This window comes from Xenorhabdus sp. PB30.3 (assembly GCF_963895965.1).
In the GTDB taxonomy this organism is placed as follows: Bacteria; Pseudomonadota; Gammaproteobacteria; order Enterobacterales; family Enterobacteriaceae; genus Xenorhabdus; species Xenorhabdus stockiae.
Genome location: NZ_CAWQMW010000129.1, coordinates 18,434 through 40,599 on the forward strand (window position 1 = coordinate 18,434; position 22,166 = coordinate 40,599).

A 22,166-nucleotide genomic window follows, 5' to 3' on the forward strand; every position below is an offset into this window, starting at 1 on the left:
AATTAAGACGAACTCGTTATTATAATCATTTAATTAGTCATCAAAACGTTTTGCTTTGTAAGTCGGATTTTTTAGGTTCTCAACAGAGAAAATATCATCTAATTCCGCTTCTGTCAGCAGACCACGCTCCAAAACAACTTCTCGGACGCTTTTACCTGTTTCTGCACAGATTTTACCTACGATATCGCCATTATGGTGACCGATGAATGGGTTCAGGTAGGTCACGATACCAATAGAGTTAAAGACAAAGCTTTCACAGACTTCTTTGTTGGCAGTAATACCGTTAACGCACTTCTCAACCAGATTACGGCAAGCGTTGCTCAGGATAGTCATAGATTCAAACATAGCCTGACCAATAGCTGGTTCCATGACGTTCAGCTGCAATTGGCCAGCTTCTGCTGCCATAGTGATACAGGTATCGTTACCGATAACTTTAAAGCAGACCTGATTAACAACTTCTGGAACAACTGGGTTTACTTTGGCTGGCATGATGGAAGAGCCTGCCTGCAATTCTGGCAGGTTGATTTCGTTCAGACCAGCACGTGGGCCGGAAGACAGCAGACGCAGGTCGTTACAGATTTTAGACATCTTAACAGCCAGACGTTTCAGGGCACTATGAACCATAACATAAGCACCACAGTCAGAAGTCGCTTCAATCAAATCTTCTGCAGGTACACAAGGCAAGCCGGTCACTTCTGCCAGCTTTTCTACAGCCAGTTTCTGATAGCCAGGTGCTGTGTTCAGACCAGTACCGATAGCGGTTGCCCCAAGGTTCACTTCCAGCAGCAGCTCGGCGGTACGAGTAATATTTTTAATTTCTTCTTTTAATAACATGGAAAAAGCGCGGAATTCCTGACCCAGAGTCATTGGTACCGCATCCTGCAATTGAGTACGACCCATTTTCAGGATATCGTCGAACTCAATCCCTTTTTTGTCGAAGCCCGCTTTTAATAATTCGATTGAATCAACCAACTGCATGATTGCGTTGTAAACAGCAATACGGAAACCGGTAGGATAGGCATCGTTAGTTGACTGGCTTCTGTTCAGATGATCATTGGGGTTCAGGTACTCATATTCACCTTTCTGATGCCCCATCAATTCAAGACCGATATTTGCCAGCACCTCATTCGTATTCATGTTCAGCGAGGTACCTGCGCCACCCTGAAAAACATCAACAGGGAACTGATCCATACATTTGCCTGTGTTGAGCAGTTCATCACACGCTTTGACAATGATATCTGCAACTTTGCCGGGAATGGTATGGAGTTCTTTGTTTGCCAGTGCTGCCGCTTTTTTCACCATGACCATGCCGCGAATGAATTCAGGGACATCGTTGATGGAGCGGTCACTAATATAGAAGTTTTCAATCGCACGTAGAGTGTGAATACCGTAATAGGCTTCAGCAGGGACTTCACGTTTACCTAACAGGTCTTCTTCGATACGAATGTTGTTTGACATGAGAACCTTCTTAAATTGGATACGTTTTACTGTTTGTTATATGTTTGTTGAGATAATGTTGCCGACAGCAATCGCTGTGATATTAGGTGATTACCACAAAATTGCAGGCGCGATCATATGTGGATTTGTCAGAAATGCCTTGAACCTGGATCACTTTATAGTACGATTTTACTAATGAAATGACATATGTGTGATTGAGGTCACGGTTACTCAGGTAAAAAGTCAAATGTCCTAAGTATTGAAAACCGTTATTGTTATCCCCACATATGTTATCCATACAAACTAGTCATCTATAGATGTTGCTATCAATGAGCTGGGTTATAAACGAGATTCGTGGTAATAAAAACGCTTTGGTAGTATACACAGCGCCTAAAGCGGATGAGAATACCGGCTTATATCCTTCATCTTTCAGGTGCCTCATTTTAGGCTGCCTCATTTTAAGTTGCTTCAACTTAATTTGCTTTAACTTAAATTGCTCCAATTTCATTTTCTTCAACTACAGGAGAACAACGTGCGCTGGTTTCCTCTTATCCTGATATGTCTGCTGATTTATATCGAATCAGTACTGTTTGTCCGCATCGCTTCTGAGGTCGGCGTCCTGTTAACGCTGTTACTGGTTGTTCTGACTTCCTGTGTTGGGGTTTCTCTGGTTCGTAATCAGGGCATAAAGAACTTTATGTCGATGCAGCAGAAAATGGCTGCTGGAGAAAGCCCTGCGGAAGAAGCAATCAAAAGTGTTTCTTTGGTCATTGCGGGTTTCCTGTTAATTATTCCCGGCTTTTTTACCGATTTTCTCGGGCTATTATTATTGTTGTCGCCTGTGCAAAAATTGCTGACAGCTAAGTTACTGCCACATCTGACTTTTTACCGTCCGAATGTTCGTGGTGGATATGGTCAGGATAGTAATCATGGTCAGACATTTGAAGGAGAGTATGAGCGCAGGCAGGATGACGCATCGAATAAGATTACTCGCGATGACCAAAAAAATCATAATGAGTATGATAATGACCACAATAAGAAATAACTTCAGCTCATACTGTCTGAGATTGTCACGGGTAATAAAAAAGTGAAATATTTTTTGCTATCCCCCCTTGAAGTACTGCCTATAAGCCCCAACTTGTAGCTTCATGGTACTGGTTCTGTTGGGTTCTAGTATCAATCCTCTTACCTGATATGGACTTTATTTATAGGAGATCTATCAATGAAAATTCGTCCATTACACGACCGTGTTATCGTCAAACGTCAAGAAGTTGAATCTAAATCTGCTGGTGGAATCGTTCTGACCGGTTCAGCTGCGGGCAAATCTACCCGTGGTGAAGTTCTTGCTGTTGGCCATGGTCGCATCCTGGAAAGCGGTGATGTTAAAGCTCTGGATGTTAAAGTGGGTGATATCGTCATTTTTAATGAAGGTTACGGTGTTAAAGCAGAGAAGATCGATAACGAAGAAGTGTTGATCATGTCTGAAAGCGATATTCTGGCAATTGTTGAAGCGTAATTGAAAATCTTACGCTCAGATCTTCTTAATTGAACGAATTTAAAGGAAAGATACAATGGCAGCTAAAGACGTAAAATTTGGTAATGATGCTCGCAGCAAAATGTTGCGTGGTGTGAATGTACTGGCTGATGCAGTTAAAGTGACTCTGGGTCCTAAAGGCCGTAACGTTGTTTTGGATAAATCTTTTGGTGCACCTGTAATTACTAAAGATGGTGTTTCTGTAGCACGTGAAATCGAATTAGAAGACAAATTCGAAAACATGGGTGCACAGATGGTTAAAGAAGTTGCTTCTAAAGCTAACGATGCGGCTGGCGATGGTACAACTACTGCAACCGTTCTGGCTCAAGCAATCGTCACCGAAGGTCTGAAAGCCGTTGCTGCTGGCATGAACCCAATGGATCTGAAACGTGGTATTGATAAAGCAGTTATTTCCGCTGTTGAAGAACTGAAAAAACTGTCCGTACCTTGCTCTGATTCCACTGCAATTGCACAGGTTGGTACAATCTCTGCAAACTCCGACGAAACTGTAGGTAAACTGATCGCAGAAGCGATGGATAAAGTCGGTAAAGAAGGTGTAATCACCGTTGAAGAAGGTACTGGTCTGGAAGACGAACTGGATGTTGTTGAAGGTATGCAGTTCGACCGTGGTTACCTGTCTCCTTATTTCATCAACAAACCAGAATCAGGTTCTGTTGAACTGGAAAACCCATACATTCTGTTGGTAGACAAAAAAGTTTCCAACATCCGTGAACTGTTGCCAGTTCTGGAAGGTGTAGCTAAAGCAAGCAAACCTCTGCTCATCATCGCTGAAGATGTTGAAGGCGAAGCACTGGCTACTCTGGTTGTGAACAACATGCGTGGTATCGTGAAAGTTGCTGCGGTTAAAGCACCAGGTTTCGGTGATCGCCGTAAAGCAATGCTGCAGGATATTGCTATCCTGACTAACGGTACTGTTATTTCTGAAGAGATTGGTCTGGAGCTGGAAAAAGCAACTCTGGAAGATCTGGGTCAGGCAAAACGTGTTGTTATCAACAAAGACACCACTACTATCATTGATGGCGTAGGCGAAGCAAGCGCGATTGAAGCGCGTGTTGGTCAAATCCGTCAGCAAATCGAAGAATCAACTTCTGACTATGACCGTGAAAAACTGCAGGAGCGCGTAGCGAAACTGGCAGGCGGTGTTGCTGTAATCAAAGTTGGTGCAGCGACTGAAGTTGAAATGAAAGAAAAACGTGCACGTGTTGACGATGCACTGCATGCAACCCGTGCAGCAGTAGAAGAAGGTGTTGTTGCTGGTGGTGGTGTGGCGCTGGTTCGCGTTGCAAAAGCTATTGCTGACCTGACTGGTGACAATGAAGATCAGAACGTGGGTATCCGCGTTGCAATGCGCGCAATGGAAGCACCAATGCGTCAGATCGTTGAGAACGCAGGCGAAGAGCCATCTGTTGTTGTGAACAACATTAAAGCAGGTCAGGGCAACCACGGTTATAACGCTGCAACTGAACAGTACGGCGACATGATCGAAATGGGTATCCTGGATCCAACCAAAGTAACTCGTTCTGCACTGCAATTCGCAGCATCTATCGCTGGTCTGATGATCACAACTGAAGCGATGATCACTGAACTGCCAAAAGATGACAAAGCTGACTTAGGCGCAGCTGGCGGCATGGGCGGTATGGGTGGAATGGGCGGCATGATGTAATGCGCTCATCCTGATGATGGGATCTCCCATCCATTAGGGTAAAACTTTGAAGGCGAGCAGATTTTTCTGCTCGCCTTTTTACTTTCTTCTATTAATAGCATACAAAAGATTAAATTTATCATCGTAATATACACAATGGATTTCAAGATGCGTCGCGGCCAACAAAGAGGCAATTTGAAAGACGAAGTGTATGAAGTTAGCGTAATCAACGAGGGAAGACATGCGAATAAAATTTTTGCTCGGCGCATCGGTGTTGCTGTTAGCGGGATGCGCGACAAATAATCAATTAACTTCAGCAGGTTCCGGTGTGCGTTTTGTGGATACTCAGCCGGGTAGTGAATGCCAGCGGTTAGGTGAAGTGGCGGGAACTCAAAGTAACTGGCTTAATGGCGTCGGCAGTGAAAGCAGTTCTATGCGTGGTGCGGCTAATGATTTGCGTAATAAAGCAGCTGAAATGGGTGGGAATGTAATATATGGCGTAAATAGTCCGTCAGAGGGGCTGTTAAATAGCTTTATTCCCCTCGACAGCAAGATGGTTGGTCAAGTCTATAAATGTCCTTGAGTGTAAGTGATAAGCAGCATATTGAATTCGGGCAATGCCCAGAAAAACAGCCTGCAACATCGTGAGCCAGCTGTCTGAATTTCTGTGCACTGCCTGTTATCGCGAAAATATTAAAAAAACCTCACTGGTTAATTATTTTTTAACCCTAAATCCAATGGAGTTTTGCTCGGTTCACCGCCGATTTCTCTTGTCAGACACGGCACCAGATAGCCAGAGACTTTGGTTAATAGCTCCCGCATAATGGCTTTTGCTTCTTCATCACTGACAAGAAAGTGTGCTGCACCCTGTACTTTATCCAACACATGGATGTAGTAAGGCAAAATACCGGCATCAAATAACGAATTACTTAAATCAGCCAGTATATCAGCGTCATCATTTACACCTCGTAACAGGACACTCTGGTTCAGCAGGGTGACTCCAGCCTGCTTCAGCCGCGCCATACTCTCCCGGAATGCCTCATCAATTTCGTTTGCATGGTTAATATGAGTGACCATAATGACCTGCAAATTGGATTGTGCCAGACGATTACATAATGAAAGCGTCACCCTGTCGGGAATAACGACGGGTAAACGGGTGTGAATACGTAGTCGTTTAATATGAGGAATAGACTCAAGTTGAGTAATCAGCCAATCCAGTTCGTGATCCTTTGCCATCAGAGGATCACCGCCAGAGAAAATGATCTCATTAAGTTCAGTATGCTGCTCAATATACTCTAGTGCTGATTGCCAGTTACTTTTATTGCCCTTGTTATCTTCATAAGGAAAATGGCGTCGGAAGCAGTAACGGCAGTTTACCGCACAACCCCCTTTCACCATTAATAACGCCCGGTTGCGATATTTATGTAACAAGCCGGGAACGACCGGATGCTGTTCATCTAATGGATCAGTAGAAAATCCGGCTGGAGTATCAAACTCTTCTCGTGCTGTTAAAACCTGTAGTAATAAGGGATCCTGCGGATCGCCTTTTTTCATTCGTGATACAAATGCTCTTGGCACACGCAAGGGAAACAGGCGTCGCGCCTCATTACCTTCTTTCAATAAGGCGTGCGTGTTCAGGGATAACAATTGCAACAACTCACTGGGATCAGTGATAACATCAGTAAGTTGTTGTAGCCAGACTTCTCTGGCAGGGTGAATATGGGTTATAATGTGTGCCATTTTTTGGCTAAGCCATTTCGTTAAAAATTAGAGGATCTCCATGGCTACTTATAGTACCAATGAATTCCGTTCAGGTCTTAAAATCATGTTAGATGGCGAGCCGTGCGCTATTCTTGACAGTGAATTTGTTAAACCGGGTAAAGGGCAGGCATTTGCCCGTGTTCGTATTCGTAAGCTGATTTCTGGCAAACTGCTAGAAAAAACTTTTAAATCAACCGATTCTGTTGAAAGTGCAGATGTTATGGATGTCAATTTGACTTACCTGTACAACGACGGTGAATTCTGGCATTTCATGAACAACGAAACTTTCGAGCAGTTAGCTGCAGATGTAAAAGCCGTTGGTGACAATGCTAAATGGCTGATCGATCAGGCAGAATGTGTTCTGACTCTGTGGGATGGCCGTCCTATCGCTGTGACTCCACCAAACTTCGTTGAGCTGGAAATTGTTGATACTGATCCAGGCCTGAAAGGTGATACCGCAGGTACTGGTGGTAAACCAGCTACTCTCAGCACTGGCGCGGTAGTAAAAGTACCTTTGTTTGTCCAGATCGGAGAAGTCATCAAAGTTGATACCCGTTCTAACGAATACGTTTCTCGCGTGAAATAATCTCGCTTTGTTATTTTAGAAAAACCGCAGCCTCTTCGTCCAGAGGTTGCGGTTTTTTTATGGTCATTTTTACGACCATTGCAGCGGCTTGGGTTGATCGTTATAATCCCTTTTCATTTCCTATCGTTATCTGGGACGACCCGGATAAACGTCATCTCATTGGGGACGGCCCCGCTTCCATTAGATATAAGGTTAAAACATGTCTTGGTTGATACTTCTTATTGCGGGTTTATTTGAAGTTGTATGGGCTGTGGGTCTGAAGTATACACAGGGTTTTTCCCGTTTAGTGCCGAGTTTGATCACTGCCAGTGCGATGACTATCAGCGTAGGGTTACTGGCTTATGCTATGAAAAGTCTTCCGGCAGGAACAGCCTATGCGATTTGGACAGGTGTTGGGGCGGTAGGTACAGCGATTTTTGGGATTATGGTATTGGGTGAGTCTGCAAATATTGCCAGAATATTAAGTCTTGGCCTGATTGTGGTTGGCATTATTGGCTTGAAACTTGCCAGCTGATTTCCTGTAATTACTTGATTAACATTAAAATAAAACCCAGCATTATGCTGGGTTTAGATTGCTGATAAACAGTGAAAATGCACGTAACGATGCTCATGATACTATTTCGCATAAAAAAGATGGTGCAATCTAGAAATTTAAAATGCCATCAGGGATATCACTTGCTACTTGGTTCGGTATTACAACGAGATTCATCCCTACAATTCTAATAGGGGAATATCCTCTGCTGAATTTGGTCGTTTACAGATATTATTCATGATTGCCCTGTATCCCGAGTCAATATAAGACCTGAGCATCCCAGAACGATATAGCATAGAGCGGATAACAGCATAACCCAGTAAAGACTGATAATATGAATTAAAGCAGGTGCAGCCAACAGTGCCAGCAGTAAGAAAAACCATTCATAAAACATCCGACAACGAAACACCCTGACAACATCTTCTTTAGCAAACTGTGTCTGCATCAAAGTAGCCAGAGGAATCTGCGTTACTGGAGCCCCCAGTGCAGCGATACCGGAAAAAATCATAATTGACAAAATACTGTCACTCATTGCCATCATCAGTAATGCAAGGCCAGAAAGCAGACGGCCCGCAGACATAGCCAGAACCGGACGTGTAATGGTGAATTCAGAAAAGATGAGATTCGACAGCACATTGAAAACACCATATACCCCAAGTAAATAGCCAAAATATTCTGATTTCTCAGGAAACTGTTGATGCAGTTTTAATGCGAGGCCCACAACGAGGCTAACGTACCATCCTGCATTACAAAGCGCATAAGCAATGAGATGAAAATTTACTGAAAATTGACGATTAAGGGCAAGGAAACCGCCAAATATTGCTTCAGTGTTTCTTCTGATAATCCCGCCAGTGCGTGAGTGAGCAGTTGACGTTCCTTCCATTCTCTTCAAATCCGATGAAATACTAAAAATAAACACGGCTGAGATTAAATAGGTTACTGCATTGAAGGAAAAGAAATTGTAAACCGACATAACGGAAAACATCATAGCCGCAAGCGCGGGACCAGCAATTCGTGCAATCCGCCTGACAATATCAAACAACCCGTTGACTGTCTGTAACTGCGAACGCTCCGTCGAAATCGCAGGTAAGATAGCCTGTAGTGCAGGATCAAAAACCGGACGAAACCAAGATACCACTGCAATAACAAAGACCAGTAACCATGTTGGTACTCCTCCTGTCATCTGCCAACTGATGAATGGAAGTAATGTGGCAATAAATCGAGCCAAGTCAGATAGGATCATTATATCACGGTGATAAAAACCCTCAGTGAGAGCTCCTGACGTTAAAGTAGCAAAGAGTATGATCCCTGCCTGTAGGGCTATCAGATAGCCGGAATCATTGCCAAACCTATCTGTCGCGATCCAGACTACCGCAAAAGAGTATACTTCCGCACCTATACAGGAAAGGGTTAATGCAGCCCATAAACGAAAGATAATGCGATTCTTCAGAGCATAGTAGAGTTTCATACATTGAGCTTTTTCGTTTCTTTGAGTGCATTAAACAGATGCTGGATAGCTTACCCAGCTACGGATAAATTCGAAATCAATGGTTACATCTATTTTTCGGATTAAGAGATTTGGGACGATAAATCATTGAGTGAGAGTACTTCAGGAAGGAAAGATAGGGAGGCATTCTTAACATGATGGTAAGCCCCGTCCGATGAACGGAATTTGATTCAATTAAAGTACCGGATAAGGATAAAAAAAACAGCACCTTGTCAGTAATCTGAATAAAACCCAGCATTACGCTGGGTTTTATTTTGTTTACTTTTTTTCATAACGAGAAGGCCATATCTCTTCTGGCGTAAGTCCCAGCGCGGTTGCGATTAAACGCTCCCCTTTCGGCCAGTGGCGTTGTAGAGCATTCGCAAGTGTTGATGATGCCAGCCCCGCTGTACGTGAGACTTCTGACAATGTTGTGCCACGTTTTTTCAATTCAGCAATGATATCGGCGGAGTGCCAATCTTTATTTTCCATTTTTAATTTCTCCGGTTACCTGTCATTTTTCAATTAAAAAGAAATAATTTATCAGTAGACTATGAGTCACACATAATAACATAACTTAGATTTAAATGTGACTTATAGTCCGTGGTCGGATAAGTAACACGAATCGATACTTATCGGATGAAAACACCTAACAACATCAAATCCCTTTTCGGGCAAAGGATCAGATATCTCAGGAAAGAAGCCGGGATGTCGCAGGAGGCTTTTGCCGATAAGTGTGGTTTGGATCGAACCTACGTCAGCGGTATTGAGCGCGGTGTCAGAAATCCTACCTTAGAAATTATTTATGTGATTGCGAATGGGTTGCAGATTGAGCTGAATGAATTGTTCGATTTTAAAGCTTCTATCTCTTCCGGTTAAATAATTCGTTGTTCTGTTTCTTATATCATTCTGAAAGTGAAATTTATCACCTTTGAGCTTATACAACTAACTCAAAGGTGATTTTGGTCTGTTTGTCAGGTAGCTTTCTCAGTGATCGGTTTCACCAATGTTTTTTAGGGCATCAATGACCAGTCGCCAAAATTTGGCCTGATCCAGTTTTACCGCAACCTGGGTATGGCAGTCCTCTGAAGGCGGAAAGCGAAAATCAGCAACAGTCATACCTGTGGTTAAGGTTCCAGATATTTCGATATTAACAGGAACTTTTTGTGTGCTCATGACACTGGGGTCAATAACATAAGCGACAGCACAAGGGTCATGAACAGGAGGGTAGTCGAAACCCCGTTGTGTCATCCGATAACTTTTTCCATAAAATTGGAGTAAATCCAACACAAACTGAGCAGGGCGTGTATTTATTTTGGCTATCTCTTCAGTAACGTCCGGTGTTGCCAGTGCCTGATGGGTGAGATCTAATCCGACCATTGTCAGCGGCCATTTTTCATTGAAAACAATATGTGCCGCTTCCGGGTCGATTAATATATTGAATTCGGCAACAGCACTTCTGTTACCTTCATGGTAACCCCCTCCCATTAATACAATTTCTTTTACTCTCTCCACAATTTGTGGTGCCTTACGCACAGCCAGAGCAATATTCGTCAAGCCTGCGGTTGGGACTAATGTGACGCTTTTGGGCGGATGTTCCATGATGATATCAATGATTAAATCCACGGCATGGCGAGCGTCTAGTTTTATTTCCGGCTCAGGCAAAATAGGGCCATCCAGTCCCGTTTCTCCATGAATGTCAGGAGCCGTTTTGATCTCCCTGACCAGCGGCCGATAGCAGCCGGCAGCAAAAGGAATATCACGGATATTAGCGATACGGGCAATGGAAAGCGCATTATGGGTAACTTTATCTAAAGTTTGGTTGCCCACAACAGTTGTCACAGCTAAGAGTTCGATATCAGGGTTGCCATGAGCAAGTAACATAGCAATGGCATCATCATGACCAGGGTCGCAATCGAGAATAATTTTCTTGGGGGACATATTCATTCCTTTTATGGTGCCTAAAGTAAATATACTCACCAAGAATAATTCACCATCAATAAAAATTCCTCCGCTGACCATCACAAAACGACATGATAAAAAATGTAATCTTGTTAATAATTATTCTGATTAATGTGATTTAATTAACATATAAACAACAAAGGGTTTGAGCATTTTAATTGCGTATGATTCATATATAAATGATAAGAAATCGCAGATGGCAAATTCGTGTGTTTATTAATTTATTAATGTTTTTTGATCTCGATTTATCATATCGCTTGAATAAAAAACGTTAATTGAATAAATAACATTCAGTCAATGCACAGGTATCCCTGAACATATCAGGGTATAGACTGATGCTCACGGGGTGTAATATGAATAATCAGATCGATTCATTAACATACTATGCAGCAACTAAAAAATATGATCTTCGCTTTCCAACATTGACAGAAGATCTGGATGTTGATGTCGTTATCATTGGTGGTGGGTTTTCTGGTGTAAATACAGCATTGGAGTTGGCAGAAAAAGGCATTACCAATATAGCGATTCTGGAAGGAAGAACGCTTGGATATGGAGGAACAGGGCGTAATGGCGGGCAGGTTATGGCTGGCATTGGTCATGATTTGGATCGGATTAAACGCCATGTCGGTGAGAAAGGTCTGGAGACCATATTTAAAATCAGCAATATGGGCGCAGGAATAATCCGGGAGCGGATTGCCAAATATAATATCAATGCGGATTTTTGCCCGGGTTATGGCTATTTAGGTTATAACTCCAGGCAGGATAAGACGTTGCAAGGTTGGCTGAAAGAGTTTCAGGCAGCCTGTCCTGATGATGAAATTGAGCTTTATACCGGTTCAGATGTTAAAAAAGTCATCGGTTCAGATCTGTACACCTCTGCATTGAAACATATGGGAGGTGGGCATGTTCACTCACTGAATCTGTTGTTAGGGGAAGCTAAGGCCGTTACAGATTACGGCGTCAAAATTTTCGAAAACAGTCAGGTTTTGAATGTTGAATATGGTCCGAGAGTTACCGTCCGTACTGCAATGGGTTCGGTACGGGCAAATAAAATGTTGTGGGCATGTAATGCCTTTCTGAATGGTCTTGAACCAACAATTTATAAAAAAACAATCAATACTTACGCATTTCAGTTAATGACAGAAGAGCTGTCAGACGAAATGATTGAAAGAGTCAGCCCTATCCACGGAGCCTATAGCGATATCAGTCCCATCATCAATTACTGGCGGGTGACTAAAGAGAACCGGCTATTGTTTGGTAGCGCAACGCAGTATCTCGAATATATCCCTTCTGATTTAAAAGAATGGAACCGGAATCGCATGCTGGATGTTTATCCCTACCTGAAAGATGTGAAGATTGAACTGGCATGGGGAGGCCCGATGTGCTGTAGCGTTAGCCTGTTCCCGCAAATAGGTTCTTTGCCACAGCATAACAATGTCTTTTACGTTCAGGGGTATTCAGGGTTTGGAGTAACACCAAGTCATATTATCTGTAAAGTGCTGGCAGAAGGCATGAGTGAGGGTTCCGATCGTTATTCTTTGCTGAGCTCTATCCCGCATATGAATGTTATTGGTAAAGAGCAACTGAGGCATGTCTATCTTTCTCTCGGAAAGAGCTGGCATCAGCTTTCAGGCTACTGGAAAGGGCGTCGTTAGTTTTACTGATTTTTGGGTTTTCACGGTTTTTTGCACAATAAATTCTGAAAGGTAAAAGTCATGATAAAGCCGTTATTGTTAGAGAAATCACTTCCTGAATTAATGCCGATTGGCAGTGTAACTAATCTTGGTTCTGTTGTCGTAGACGGTGATCCACAGGCAAGTGTTGCCATGGTTCACGGGGAACCAAATGATAATCTGACCTGCGGTATTTTTGCCTGTACCAGAGGGAAATTTAAGATGGTTTATCCCTTTGATGAGATGGCAACGGTGCATGAAGGTTCTGTGAAACTGACGGATGTTAAAACCGGTGTTGTGGTCGAATATCACAAAGGTGATTCATGGTTTGCAGCCAAAGGTACGGAAGTTTTGTGGGAAATTACCAGTGAACGCTTCGTGAAACATTATATGGCGTGTATCAATTCTCAGATTTCAGGCTGACGGAGGATAACATCATGAGTGACATCACTTTGCTGGCGTCCGTTACGGCTTTTTTGCAGCGTTTTCATGGCCATTACATCAATGGACAATCCGTTCGTGGTCAGGGAGATAAAACCTTTTCAGTCGTCAACCCCGCGTCTGATGAGATGATCGCTACCGTTAATCAGGGAAGTGAGGTCGAAGCCAATGCTGCTATGCAGGCTGCATCTGATGCTTTTCATGGTTCATGGGCCCGGACTTCACCGATGGAACGTGGAAATTGCCTGATACGGCTGGCGGATTTGCTGCAAAAACATAGCGAAGAACTTGCCCAGTTGGAAACTCTATGTTCAGGAAAAACCATTCAGTTATCACGTATGCTGGAGGTTGAAGCCTCCGCCCAATACTTGCGCTATTTTGCTGGCTGGTCGAGTAAAATAAGTGGTGAAACACTGAATGTTTCTTTGCCATCTTTTAAGGGTGAAGAATATACCGCCTTTACCCGCCGTGAACCTGTCGGCGTGGTTGTCGGGATTATTCCCTGGAATTTCTCGATTATGATTGCCATCTGGAAACTGGGGGCTGCTTTGGCCTGCGGTTGTACGATTGTGCTGAAACCAAGCGAATATACCCCGTTAACAATGCTGCGCGTGGCGGAACTGGCAAAAGAAGCCGGAATTCCTGATGGCGTGATTAATATCGTTAATGGCTCCGGAGCCGGTGTAGGAACTACGCTGTTGACTCATCCGTTGTGTTCCAAAGTGTCTTTTACCGGATCAGTACCTACAGGTAAACTTATAGGTAAATCTGTTATGGAACAGGGGCAGTTCCGTGCAACGCTGGAGCTGGGTGGCAAAAACGCAGCGGCTTTCCTGTCAGATGTACCCGTCGAGAAGATAGTTGATGGAATATTGGAAGCCGGATATCTGAATCAGGGGCAAATCTGTGCGGCAGCAGAATGTTTCTATATTCCTTCTGTTCATATGGATGCGGTTTTGAAGTTACTCTCTGAACGTCTGTCAGCGATGAAAATTGGTTCTCCCCTTGATGAAACGACGGAAATGGGGCCTTTGGCAAATAAAGAGCACTATGAAAAAATTCTGTCCCTGTTTGAAAAAGCGCGTCGGGAAGGGAATGAAATTGTCTATGGCGGCCGTGCACTGGAAGGGAAAGGCTTTTTTGTAATGCCCACCGTGATCAGAGCCAAAAGTGCAGATGATACGTTGATGAAAGAAGAGACATTCGGGCCGATAGGGACTTTCCTCAGTTATGATGACGAGGAGGAGCTGATTGCTATGATGAATGCAACGCCATTCGGTTTATCCGCCAGCTTATGGACGAATGATCTCAGTAAGGCGATGCGAATGATCCCGCGTATTCAGGCCGGTGTTTTGTGGGTTAACATGCATACGCATCTTGATCCTGCTCTTCCATTCGGAGGGATAAAATCATCAGGATTCGGTCGGGAGTTTGGCAAGGCATTCATCGAGTATTACACAGAACTGAAATCAGTCATGATACGGTATTGATAGTTGCAGTGTATTGATGCTTAAGGAATTTAAAGTTGCTTCGTGTCAGTCAAAACGAGGCAACTTAATCATTTATCAATGTTGAAAAATGGTTTTAGGCTGATGTTTTCAAAGTCATTGATCCAAAAAAAATATTTCCATAATACTGTATAAGCATTGTCATAAATGTGTCATTTCTGTTTCACAATAATGCCATATTGGGTGTTTACTATTTGGGTAGAAGGTGTTTTTTAATTCTCCCGATCATAAGGAATCACCTATGTCCTGTAATGACCTGTCCCATCGCTCTATATTTCATAATCGTACAAAAAATATTCTTGCTATGACTGTCGCTATATTAGCGTCAGGTGTATGTTTATCTGCGCAAGCTAACAATAGTGCGGATAATATCATGGCAGAAAAACGTTCCGCTCATGGTGATCTTACTCAGTTTAGTGGTGCCCGTCGCCTGACTCAGGATCAAACTGATGCACTTAAAGCAGCCTTAAATAATACAAAAGCGAAGAATGTCATTTTGTTTATTGGTGATGGCATGGGGGATTCTGAAATTACGCTGGCCCGCAACTACGCACAAGGTGCTGGTGGTTTTTTCGAGGGAATCGATGCTCTTCCTTTCACGGGGCAATATACGCACTATTCGCTGGATAAAGAAACTAAGAAACCAGATTATGTTACGGATTCCGCTGCTTCAGCTACCGCATGGGCATCAGGAGTGAAAACCTATAATGGTGCGCTGGGCATTGATGTTTTCGGCAAGCCACATCAGTCATTACTGGAATTGGCAAAGCAGAATGGAAAAGCCACAGGAAATGTGACGACAGCTGAAATTCAGGACGCAACCCCTGCCGCGTTATATGCGCATATCACCAATCGTAAATGCCGGGATCCACAGGAAACTTTAGAAAAATGCCCGACGGAAGTGTTGGATAAAGGTGGCAAAGGTTCTATCACGGAACAACTTTTGACAGCGCGTGCTGATGTCACTCTGGGAGGAGGGGCTAAATATTTTGATCAACAATCAACAGCCGGAGCTAATAAAGGAAATACCCTGAAGCAACAGGCATTAGACCAAGGCTATCAATGGGTAACGGATATAAAATCACTGGGCAATATTAAAGAAGCCAGTCAGAAAAAGCCGTTATTAGGCATATTTAGCAATGGAAATATGGATGTGATTTGGGAGGGGCCAAAAGCGGTTTATCACGGTAATCTTAATGAAGCACCGGTGAAGTGCCAGGTTAATGCAAAGCGTAGTTCAGATGAACTGACATTGGTACAGCTAACAGAGAAAGCGATTGATTTGCTCAAGACTAACAAAAATGGGTTTTTCTTGCAGGTAGAAAGTGCTTCGATTGATAAGCAAGACCATGAAGCTAACCCATGTGCCCAGATAGGGGAAACGGTGGCACTGGATGAAGCTGTTCAGGCTGCGCTGAAATATGCCAGACAGCATGAAGATACGTTAGTTATCGTTACCGCTGATCATGCCCATTCCAGCCAGATTGTTGCTAATGATGTTAAATCACCCGGCCTGACTCGTTCATTGATTACCAAAGATGGTGCGGTTATTACGGTAAATTATGGTAACTCAGAGAAAGGTAAGCAACATCATACGGGAACGCAGTTACGTGTCGCTGCTTATGGCCCACATGCGGCTAATGTCGTTGGCTTGACTGATCAGACAGATTTGTTCTTTACCATACGTGATGCGATGGGGTTGAAACAATAAGACAAGATGTACCCGATCAATATCATCGTTCAATTCTGAATGGTTTAATAACGTATAATCAGTACGAATGATCGGATTAGGATAAATTCGATAATATAAGCTGCAATGAAGTAAAATTAGTACCTCATAAAATTGAAATAAGATCATAGATAAAGTTATCTTTTATTTTTCATGGTAAACCATTATCTCCCCCTTATGGGGAGATAATGGTTTTGCCGGATTTATCTTCAGGTTAATTTCGTGTCATGGATAATATGCAGATAAAAAACTAATTATTAAATAATATAAAAACATTTAATAACAAGTGTATAAATAAACTGTTAACTAAAAGTAAAAATTATAAAAACTAGCAAAAATCTCTGCATTATCCATATAAATAACATTTGACGTCGCTCTTATATTTTGTTCATTATTAGGGAATCTTAATACCATTTCAGCGACAAGCCAATCTTTAAATGTCCCACTATAATGACTTGCAGACCAATATATCCTTATTGAATTCATGATGTTTGCATCAAACGGAATTCTATTTAATATATGGTGATCAATTATAGCTCGTATATTATTAATTTTTGAAGCATGAGTAACTGATGTTGCATCATTAATAAATGGCAAATATAATGTTTCGTAAATGTTTCTTGTGATATTTACATGATGACTACCACCTATCATACGATCTAACCCCGGCGCATCCGTTTTTAATTTCCATACATTACTTCCAGATGGAGATTCATCAAGCCCTAGTTTTAAAAGTGTATTGTAACTTGCCATATGCTCACTTTTTGGAATTAGAGGTCGAGTGGTATTCCAATCAATCTGAATAGTATTCATTTGATTATCAATAAGTTCAGAACCACCTAAGTTCATCAATTTCCTAAAATTACGAGTATACTCGGTTTCAGCTGTTGTCACTGCGTAGTGGCTACTGCTTCCTGCCTGAGCCGCGCCTCTGCCACTCAGCCCATGGGCAAAACTGTCGGACAGCTGCTCACCCACCTGCCGCATCCCGCGAGTCAGCCCGCCCAGCAATCCACTGCCCAGACTCAATGCCCCCAGCCCGAGCGAAGCCCAACCCAGTATGGCGGAGGCCTGCGGGTTACTCTCTTCGGTGGCCGCACTGGCAATGCCGGTCGCATCTCCCAAAAATCCGATACCCGCTATAATCGCACCGTCTATACTCAACGAGGCACCGCCGGTCGGAATGGCCATGGCCAGCCCCGCTAACAGGCCAACCGTACCAAGCACGATGCCGAAAATACTGCTCCAGCTCATATGTCCACTCGGATCGCTGTGGTTGATCGGATCACCCAAACAGTAAGCATACGGATTGAGGCCTCCAGCCCCGAATGGACTTAAGCTGTCCGGTGCGGTAAACCGCATCAGCACCGGGCTATAGGTGCGGTAGCCATTGCCCAGATGATAACCCCCTCCTGTCGGGTCGGCACGTTCTCCGGTATAACCGGGCAGTGCCGTGTTCTGCTCATCGGCTGCCTGCTGGCCATAGGGGGTGTAACGATAACGGGTCGGTGTGCCGCTGCCCGGTTGGTCTATCAGCAGACTGCCCTGCCCATCGGTGCCCAGTAAATGGGTCTTATCACCGGCGATTACTGCCGCCGGTGTGCCGTTCGCATGCACCAGACGGGTTGCCGTGCCGCTTTCACGCTGCACTTCTGCGACGCGAGCATTACCCTGATAGTACAGCTCCTGTGTCCCGGTATTGTCCAGCCGGTGCAGAACCAGTCGGTTTGCGGCATCATACCCGTACGTGCTGATTTTCTCTTTCAGCGTCACTGAGATCAGCCGCCCCAGCGCATCGTAGGTCAGCTGGTTCCCGCTCTCATCCTGAATCAACCGGCCGCCTGCATCGTAGGTTAGCGTAATCTTCGCCGGATAGGCCGGGTGCGTATGGGTAATGCGGTATAACTGGCAGGGATCGGACGGGCTGTAGGTAAAGGTGGCGGTGTCGCGGCTATTGTCCGCCAATGTAGTCACACAGGTCAGCATATTGCCCAACCGGTCATAGGTAAACTGCTGGCGGCGCAGGCTCATGCCATACGCATCCTGAGGGCATTCCGTGCCCGAACACTGGTAATCTGTCAGCCAGCGGCGGGCGACATCATAGGTATAACTTTCCTGACGCAACAACCCGGCCTGCTGTGAACGGGTTTCCCGGCTGGCGAGCAGACCGATCACCGTATAGGTCTGCGTCAGGGTCAGTACGTCCGTTCCACTGTCAATCCGGCGTTCCGTTTCCCGGCCGAGGTCATCCCAGGTCAGTGTGGTGGTCAGTGATTGCGACTGGGCATTATCGTGCACCGTCCAGCAGTTTAACCGGCTGGCAGCATCATAGGACATCGTCACGTTTATCGCGCTGTCTGTTATCATTACAGGACGCCCCTGTGTATCAAAATACCGCTGGCGGCGGGTGCCAGTCACATCCTGACAGGCCGTCAGCTGGCCGCCCGGGGAATACGTGTATTGAGTATGCCTGGCCACACCGGTATCGTTAAACGTGGTCGTTTCCTGCCGCAATAAGCCGGCGGGGGTATACTCGCACTGCTGTGATACCTGTTTTTCTGTCACCGCGTTTATCATCGCGCCGGTTTTGGCGTCATAGCTAAAGGTTTGGGTGATCCCCGCGGTGGTTCGCTGAAGCAAGGCATTTCCCAGACGGGGTTCATACTGTTGGTGAACCGTCTGTTTGAGCGGGTCAGTGACTGTCTCAGGCGCCGGATTACTACAGGTATAGGTTGCCTGATGTGTCCGACCGCCTACCGTGACCGAGGTGACCCGATGCAGGCTGTCGAACACCCGCTGACCCAGCACTTTCCCGTCCGCCACAATTTGCGTCACTAAATTATCCGTACTGAACGACGCATACCTTTTCTGCACCACGGTACCATCGCTGTACGTTATCGTCGCAACGCGATGAAAAGCGTCATAGGTGTATTGCGTTTTCTGTGCCAGTGCATCCACCGTGGCCCGCAACCGCCCCAGCCCGTCATACTCGTTCTGTTGCTGGCTGACGAATTGGCCCTGGCTGTCATACAGCGTTACCGTCAGAGGCTGATGTCGCAGATTGTAGGCCGTTTCCGTATAACCGAATGTCAGGCCATCCACCTCAGTAGTGCAGCGGGTGATCTGGGTCACCGGATTAAACACCTGCCGGCTACGCTGGCCTGTATCCGAGGTAATCAGGCTGGGTTGTCCCCAGTCATCGTAGGTGATTTGCTGGTTAAGGGAGATCGAGCACGTCTTCACGGTATCGGGCTGCGCAGGATCGGGGCCGGTCGGTAGTGTGTCATGGTGAGACTGCGTCACCACCCGCCCCCAGCTATCCCGCCCGTTCTTTGAGAGGAGGTACCAGTCTGTAGTCGCTTGTTCTTTCCCCAGAATGTCCAGTTTTTTCGCCAGAATGTCCAGTTGATAAACCTGCCCGCGCCCATCAGCCTGGCAACGGGCCTGATTTCCCCAGACATCGGTCTGCGTTGTGGTGACGACACCCGGCGCTTCAAGGGCATATGTGTACCCCTTCTCACGGGCATAATCGGTGTTGGCATTATCCTTCTGCGTCAACAAACGGCCCAGCGCATCATAGAGGTAGTGTGTCGTGCAGCCCTGCGGATTTTGTTGATAGCCGATTTTACCGCTGAGACAGGATTTTTCCTGTATGCTACTGAGCGTTAATCCGTCATGCCCGCACCATTGTGTGGTACACCGGAGCTGACCCGCGTTCAGGGCATAGACGAAGGTTTTTTGACTGTTCCACAGGGAGCGGGGTTGCGCGGAAGCGGGATCCTGCAGGCTATACACGGTTTCTACCACCGAGTCCACTCGCCCATGATGCGGATCCTCCGGCTGATCCCGGTACTCGGTCTGGCGGGTATGCAGCAAGGTCTCATCGCTGTATACTTCCTGACGGGTACACACCACCGCATGATCTGTCAGGCTATCGGGGCGTGTGGGCAGGGAAGCATAGCGGTAGATCTCCTGATGGACGGGCACATCGTCATAGCCGGTGACCGGCGGGGGAATGATTTTTTTCGATTTTAAGTAACGCACAAACCCGTGCGGATCTGCCGGGCAGTATACCGTGTTATCCTTGGTGGATGTTTCGCCTTCAGCCGGGTAGTACACCCATTCGGTTCGGGTACCGTCCGGAGCAATCTGTACGGTGGGGTTGCCTGCTGTATCAAATTCTGTCTGCGTGGTTTCCTCTCTCGTCAGCGGGGCATCGTCCGGTTGATCCGTCTGAGTGATAAACCGGACGGTAGCGGATTTTGGCAACTGAAACTGCGGGGGCTGCTGAGCAAATTCCTGCCCGATTTGAGCATAATAGTGCGTTTCATGCTGGCGCTGGCAACTGTTTTGCTGCACGTTTTCAGTAACCAGCAGGTGGTAGCTATTGTAACGCCGGATAATGTGGCGCTGTTCGCTGCCGTTGTTCCAGTACTCGGTGGAGCCGTAGAGGTAATAGGTCATCTTGCCGTAGAGGAGGTAATCTTCGTCCTCTTTCCAGCTCTCGTGATTTTCGTAACCCAGAAAATTAGATTCGGTATATTTATAGTACCTGATGACATCAGGGGAATTTTTTGTCTGTTGTGTGTATTGGGTAACATAGGGTAAAGGTGGCAGGCCGGCCTCGTCGGGAAACTGGTGACCATCCGAGTTGTAAGCGACAAATTCAACGAATCCTGTCGGCGAAGCAATCCGGGTCAGAAAACCGCTGTTTGATTTATATTCCAATTCCCAGCTTAATGTCTGCTGATCGACATTATTACGAATTTGAGTGACCCGATCATTCTCAAAGATGAGGCGGATGGTATACGATTCCGTTGATCCGGGCCAGACTGTCATGTCGGTATAAATACCGGTTTGATAATCGATGTTGAGTAGCGTCTGATTATCATCTGATATCGTGGCAAGGCGGGGAAGGCCTACTATCTCGTAATTCCACGCTAGTTTCAGGGAGTGTCCCAACGGGTTGATAATGCGCATTGGTATTTTAAGATTATAGACATTCAAGGGACCACTGAGGATTTCCATCAGCCCCGATTTATGGATAACCCGGTAAACATTCTTCGTGACATCCTTTTCAAACCGCACTACATCCTGCTTATACTGCTTTAAAGAAACCGAATCATCCGTTTCATAGACTTTATACCGTTCGCCGGTAGAGAGCATCAACAGCTGGTTTTCTCTATCATAGTGTGTCAGCCCGAGCGAAAAACCCACACCAAACCCGATATTCATCGGGTTCAGCGGACTGTAGGACAGCGCCAGCGTCAGCTCCGGCCCCAGTAGGGTATTTCCAATCAGATGTGCCAGCGGCATCGTACAATTAAATAACCCGGTGCGCGGATCTACACTGCCTGTGGCGGAACTCTGGAAATTTGTCGCCTGAGAGAAAAAATTATCGCTCATAGTTATCACCTATTTTTGAGGAAAGGATATGATGGAAGCCGGAAATTTCTGCATCCATTTAGCCAGACTGATTCATTGCCATAAATATCGTGAAATTTGAATTGTGGAATTTGATCAAATTTATGATCCCAAAAATTAATCGCTGGACTTTCGAAAAAAAGTAGGCTCACGCTAATAGCATCGGTGCGTGGTGTCGTAAATATATTTTCTTGTGGAGTAGCTTCCCTTTGAATACTGGAGTGGCTCTTCTCATCATATATTTTTTTATTGTATAATTAGCACCAGAGATTCTCTTCGCGCTATATTTACCCCAAAGAAACCAAAGGTAAAGATCTCCTTTATTTTTCCATATGACAGGTTAAAACCACCGTCTTTAGACGGTGACTTTGACTTTAATGTTTTGACCTATGCGCGTTTACGAGGTGCGTGGTTCGACGACTTTCAGTCG

General features: G+C 45.1%; 17 protein-coding genes. 11 read left to right on the forward strand and 6 right to left on the reverse strand.

The window, feature by feature from the left end; genetic code table 11:
* Positions 1–33: 33 nt before the first annotated feature.
* On the reverse strand, positions 34–1,458 hold the full coding sequence (gene aspA, locus AACX38_RS11105) for an aspartate ammonia-lyase (protein ID WP_099120628.1): 1,425 nt from the start codon (positions 1,456–1,458) through the stop codon (positions 34–36).
* 511 nt (positions 1,459–1,969) lie between these two features.
* Here aspA and AACX38_RS11110 point away from each other — a divergent pair.
* The 4 genes from AACX38_RS11110 to AACX38_RS11125 all read left to right on the forward strand — a co-directional run bounded on the left by AACX38_RS11110 (position 1,970) and on the right by AACX38_RS11125 (position 5,217).
* Positions 1,970–2,482: an FxsA family protein gene (locus AACX38_RS11110; RefSeq protein WP_099120630.1), complete on the forward strand. Its 513-nt coding sequence runs from the start codon at positions 1,970–1,972 to the stop codon at positions 2,480–2,482.
* 177 nt (positions 2,483–2,659) lie between these two features.
* Positions 2,660–2,953 carry a co-chaperone GroES gene (locus AACX38_RS11115; RefSeq protein WP_099108863.1) on the forward strand — a complete coding sequence of 98 codons (294 nt, stop codon included), beginning with the start codon at positions 2,660–2,662 and terminating at the stop codon, positions 2,951–2,953.
* A gap of 55 nt (positions 2,954–3,008) precedes the next feature.
* Positions 3,009–4,655 carry a chaperonin GroEL gene (gene groL / locus AACX38_RS11120; RefSeq protein ID WP_228864307.1) on the forward strand — a complete coding sequence of 549 codons (1,647 nt, stop codon included), beginning with the start codon at positions 3,009–3,011 and terminating at the stop codon, positions 4,653–4,655.
* A gap of 220 nt (positions 4,656–4,875) precedes the next feature.
* Positions 4,876–5,217: a DUF4156 domain-containing protein gene (locus AACX38_RS11125; RefSeq protein ID WP_228864308.1), complete on the forward strand. Its 342-nt coding sequence runs from the start codon at positions 4,876–4,878 to the stop codon at positions 5,215–5,217.
* A 128-nt stretch (positions 5,218–5,345) separates the two neighbouring features.
* Here AACX38_RS11125 and epmB read toward each other — a convergent pair whose 3' ends face one another.
* Complete coding sequence (gene epmB, locus AACX38_RS11130; protein ID WP_099120633.1) at positions 5,346–6,374, reverse strand: EF-P beta-lysylation protein EpmB; 1,029 nt, start codon at positions 6,372–6,374, stop codon at positions 5,346–5,348.
* A gap of 40 nt (positions 6,375–6,414) precedes the next feature.
* Here epmB and efp point away from each other — a divergent pair, with 40 nt between their 5' ends.
* Both efp and sugE read left to right on the forward strand, forming a co-directional pair.
* Entirely contained in the window at positions 6,415–6,981 is a 567-nt protein-coding gene (gene efp, locus AACX38_RS11135; protein ID WP_099108859.1) for an elongation factor P, read from the forward strand.
* 199 nt (positions 6,982–7,180) lie between these two features.
* Complete coding sequence (gene sugE, locus AACX38_RS11140; protein WP_099120634.1) at positions 7,181–7,495, forward strand: quaternary ammonium compound efflux SMR transporter SugE; 315 nt, start codon at positions 7,181–7,183, stop codon at positions 7,493–7,495.
* A 253-nt stretch (positions 7,496–7,748) separates the two neighbouring features.
* Here the strand turns inward: sugE and AACX38_RS11145 are convergent, their stop codons facing one another.
* A complete protein-coding gene (locus tag AACX38_RS11145; RefSeq protein WP_228864309.1) occupies positions 7,749–8,981 on the reverse strand; it encodes an MFS transporter in 1,233 nt (410 codons plus the stop codon).
* Between the two features lie 297 nt (positions 8,982–9,278).
* Positions 9,279–9,491, reverse strand: coding sequence for a helix-turn-helix domain-containing protein (locus tag AACX38_RS11150; RefSeq protein WP_099108857.1), 213 nt, complete (start codon positions 9,489–9,491; stop codon positions 9,279–9,281).
* A gap of 147 nt (positions 9,492–9,638) precedes the next feature.
* Between AACX38_RS11150 and AACX38_RS11155 the strand changes: the two genes are divergently transcribed.
* Entirely contained in the window at positions 9,639–9,878 is a 240-nt protein-coding gene (locus AACX38_RS11155) for a helix-turn-helix domain-containing protein (protein WP_099108856.1), read from the forward strand.
* A 108-nt stretch (positions 9,879–9,986) separates the two neighbouring features.
* Here AACX38_RS11155 and uriH read toward each other — a convergent pair whose 3' ends face one another.
* Positions 9,987–10,940 carry a uridine-preferring nucleoside hydrolase UriH gene (gene uriH, locus AACX38_RS11160; protein ID WP_228864310.1) on the reverse strand — a complete coding sequence of 318 codons (954 nt, stop codon included), beginning with the start codon at positions 10,938–10,940 and terminating at the stop codon, positions 9,987–9,989.
* Positions 10,941–11,314: 374 nt separating this feature from the next.
* On the opposite strand from uriH, the gene AACX38_RS11165 reads away from it, so the two are divergent.
* From AACX38_RS11165 to phoA, 4 genes are all read left to right on the forward strand, one after another.
* On the forward strand, positions 11,315–12,616 hold the full coding sequence (locus AACX38_RS11165) for an NAD(P)/FAD-dependent oxidoreductase (protein WP_228864311.1): 1,302 nt from the start codon (positions 11,315–11,317) through the stop codon (positions 12,614–12,616).
* Between the two features lie 60 nt (positions 12,617–12,676).
* On the forward strand, positions 12,677–13,057 hold the full coding sequence (locus AACX38_RS11170; protein WP_228864312.1) for a cupin domain-containing protein: 381 nt from the start codon (positions 12,677–12,679) through the stop codon (positions 13,055–13,057).
* Between the two features lie 14 nt (positions 13,058–13,071).
* Positions 13,072–14,565: an aldehyde dehydrogenase family protein gene (locus AACX38_RS11175; RefSeq protein WP_228864313.1), complete on the forward strand. Its 1,494-nt coding sequence runs from the start codon at positions 13,072–13,074 to the stop codon at positions 14,563–14,565.
* 259 nt (positions 14,566–14,824) lie between these two features.
* Positions 14,825–16,294: an alkaline phosphatase gene (gene phoA, locus AACX38_RS11180; protein ID WP_255712048.1), complete on the forward strand. Its 1,470-nt coding sequence runs from the start codon at positions 14,825–14,827 to the stop codon at positions 16,292–16,294.
* Between the two features lie 324 nt (positions 16,295–16,618).
* Here phoA and AACX38_RS11185 read toward each other — a convergent pair whose 3' ends face one another.
* Complete coding sequence (locus tag AACX38_RS11185; protein ID WP_228864314.1) at positions 16,619–21,718, reverse strand: RHS repeat domain-containing protein; 5,100 nt, start codon at positions 21,716–21,718, stop codon at positions 16,619–16,621.
* Positions 21,719–22,166 lie beyond the last annotated feature (448 nt).